This window comes from Leifsonia sp. (assembly GCF_051955155.1).
Taxonomy (GTDB): Bacteria; Actinomycetota; Actinomycetes; order Actinomycetales; family Microbacteriaceae; genus Leifsonia.
Map to the genome: position 1 here is coordinate 1 of NZ_JBQCGZ010000137.1, position 3157 is coordinate 3157.

2 protein-coding genes and 1 pseudogene are annotated in these 3157 nt (G+C 72.1%); all 3 read right to left on the minus strand.

Annotation, left to right across the window (positions count from 1 at the left end):
• Window positions 1–510: 510 nt before the first annotated feature.
• A complete protein-coding gene (locus tag ACTHMF_RS15280) occupies window positions 511–1896 on the minus strand; it encodes an L-serine ammonia-lyase (protein ID WP_440318765.1) in 1386 nt (461 codons plus the stop codon).
• A 164-nt stretch (window positions 1897–2060) separates the two neighbouring features.
• Window positions 2061–2879, minus strand: a complete 819-nt coding sequence (locus ACTHMF_RS15285; protein WP_440318767.1) for an ABC transporter permease — start codon at window positions 2877–2879, stop codon at window positions 2061–2063.
• Window positions 2876–3157 (minus strand): annotated as a pseudogene (locus ACTHMF_RS15290) (daunorubicin/doxorubicin resistance ABC transporter ATP-binding protein DrrA); the annotation flags it as partial. The gene ACTHMF_RS15285 and the pseudogene ACTHMF_RS15290, both read right to left, overlap by 4 nt.

Sequence of the window (3157 nt, forward strand, 5' to 3'; positions counted from 1 at the left end):
ACCCACGAGACTTCCTCGCGATGCCCCAGGTCCCGAGCGATGATGGAGGTGTCGGGGCGGGGGGGCGGCCCCCCCCCCCCCCCGCCCCCCGGGGGGGGGGGGGGCGCCCCGCCCCCCCCCCCCCCCCCACCCCCCCCCCCCCCATCGGCGGGAGGAAGCCGGCTCGCGCCGCACGCGGCGCAACAACGGGCACCTCTGCGGAGCGCACCGCCTCACCGGCGTGCCGCCGCGCGCGTCCCCGCGAAGTGCTCGTAGGTGCAGGCGACACGCCGTCCGCGTGTGCAACAACGAGCACCTCGGCGGGAGGGAGGCGGCTCACGCCGCACGCGGCGCAACAACGACCACCTCTGCGGAGCGCACCGCGCGCCGGCGTGCCGCCGCGCCGTCCCCGCGAAGTGCTCGTTGGTGCCGGCGCCACGCCGGCCGCGCGTGCGACAACGGGCACCTCGGCGGGAGGGAGGCGGCTCACGCCGCACGGCGCCGGAACGAACCGCGCGGGAGGGACGCCGCTCAGCACTCGATGACGTTGACCGCGAGGCCGCCCTCGCTCGTCTCCTTGTACTTCGTGGACATGTCGAGTCCCGTCTGCCGCATCGTCTCGATGACCGTGTCCAGCGACACCAGGTGCCGGCCGTCGCCGTGCAACGCGAGGCGCGCGGCCGAGACGGCGGTGGACGAAGCGATCGCATTCCGTTCGATGCACGGGATCTGGACCAGGCCGCCGACCGGGTCGCAGGTGAGCCCGAGGTGGTGCTCCATCGCGATCTCCGCTGCGTTCTCCACCTGGCGAGGCGTCCCGCCGAGCACCGCGCAGAGCGCGCCGGCGGCCATCGCGCACGCCGAGCCGACCTCCGCCTGGCAGCCTCCCTCGGCTCCCGAGATGGAGGCGTTGGCCTTGAACAGCGAGCCGATCGCGGTCGCCGTCAGCAGGTACTGCCGGATTCCCTCGAGGGATGAGCCGGGCACGAACCGCAGGTAGTAGTGCGCCACGGCGGGGACGATTCCCGCGGCGCCGTTCGTCGGCGCCGTCACGACGCGGCCCCCGGACGCGTTCTCCTCGTTGACCGCGAGCGCGAACGCGTGCAGCCACTCCAGCGAGGTGGCGCGTCCCGGGTCGTCCTGCACGGACTCCAGATGCTCCCGCATCGTGGCCGCCCGCCGCCGCACGCCCAGGCCGCCGGGGAGGGTCCCGTCGCCGGCCAGGCCCCGTGCGACGCACTCGGCCATCGCCTCCCAGATCAGGTCGAGCCGTTCCCGCGTGGCCTCCTCGCCGTGGAGTGCGACCTCGTTGCGCCGGGCGACCTCGCAGATCGGGATGCCGTCCCGGTCGCAGATCGCGAGCAGCTCCTCCGAGCTGTCGTAGGGGAGTGGATGCGCGTTGCGCGCCGCCAGCTCGGCCTCCTCGCCGTCGCGCCGGATGAACCCGCCGCCGATCGAGTAGTACGTCTCTTCGAGCAGGGGCAGCGGCGACCGCTCGCCCGCGGCATCCCGGCCCCACGCCCGCAAGGTGAGGGCGTTCGGGTGGCCCGGCAAGCGCGTCCGCGGCTCGAACGCGATGTCGTCCTTCGAGAGCGGGATGCTGCGCCGCCCGGCGAGCAGCAGCGTCGCGCCCGGTTGCAGCTGCGACCAGGCGCCGTGCACATCCTCGGGGCGGCAGGTCTCCGGCTGCAGGCCGGCCAGGCCCGCGATGACGGCGTCCGGGGTGCCGTGGCCGATCCCGGTCGATCCAAGCGATCCGTAGAGCGTGCAGGTGACCTGGTCGACCTGGTCGAGCATCCCGTCCGCGTCGAGGCGTGCAGCGAACGCGGCGGCCGCGCGGAGGGGGCCGACGGTGTGCGAGCTCGAGGGGCCGATGCCGATCGAGAACAGGTCGAAGGCCGAGACGTACGCTGTCACTTCTCCAGTGTATGTCGGTTCTGGCGCACGATATCCGCGTGGGCCCGCACATTCGCGCAGCGATCCTGCGGCAGCGAGCCCGACGGCGCCGCACGCGTGAAGCGGCCGCCGCATCCCTCCGCAGGATGCGACGGCCGCCGTTGAGGGACCGGACGCTCGCCCAGTCAGGCCTTCCGCATGTAGGCGCGGACGGTCAGCGGCGCGAACACGGCGACGATCGCCGCCGCTCCGGCGAGGGCGATCCAGCCGTCCGCACCGAACGTCGCGGTGTCGGCCAGGTCGCGAACCGCCGTGACGAGGTGCGAGACCGGATTGACGTTGACGAACGACTGCAGCCAGTCGGGCATCGTCTTCACGGGCACGAAGGCGTTCGAGAAGAACGTCAGCGGGAACAGCACCAGGAAGGAGATCCCCTGGACGGATCCCGCGGTCCGGGCGATGACGCCGAAGAACGCGAAGATCCAGCTGATCGCCCACGAGCACACGATCACCAGCAGTCCGGCGAGGATCACCGGGCCCACACCGGCGGCAGGGCGGTAGCCCATCAGGATGCCGACGATGAAGGTGATGGTCGTCGCGATGGCGTAGCGCAGGGTGTCGGCGAGCAACGCGCCGGAGAGCGGCGCGATCCGCGCGATCGGCAGGGACTTGAAGCGGTCGAACACGCCCTTGTCCATGTCCTCCCGCAGCTGGACGCCGGTGACGACGGACGTCGTGATGACCGTCTGGACGAGGATTCCGGGGATGAGCACCGGCAGGTACGACTGCACGTCGCCCGAGATGGCGCCGCCGAACAGGAGCGCGAACATCACGGTGAAGATGATCGGCTGGAGCGTCACATCCATCAGCTGTTCGGGCGTCCGCTTGATCTTCAGGAGCCCGCGGTGCGCCATGGTGACGGTGTTGGCGAGCGTCTGGCTGAGGCTGATGTGGTTTCTGAGGTCCCGCTGGGCGGGTGGGGTGATGGTGGTGATGGCGGTCATGCGGGGACCTTCTCTCCTTCGTCGGCGGACGCGTGGTCCGCGGCGTCGTCGTCCACGCCGTGGCCGGTGAGCGTGAGGAACACCTCGTCGAGCGTCGGCTTCTGCACGGACATCTCGGACAGGTGGATGCCGGCCTCGCGCAGAGTCACGAACAGGTCGGTGACCGTGTCCGCACTGCGCATCGGCGCGGTGATGCGGGAGCCTTCGGGCGAGGCGACCGCGTCCACGCCGAGGACCGTCCGGATGGCGCGGCGCGCATCCTCGAGGTCTGCCGGGTC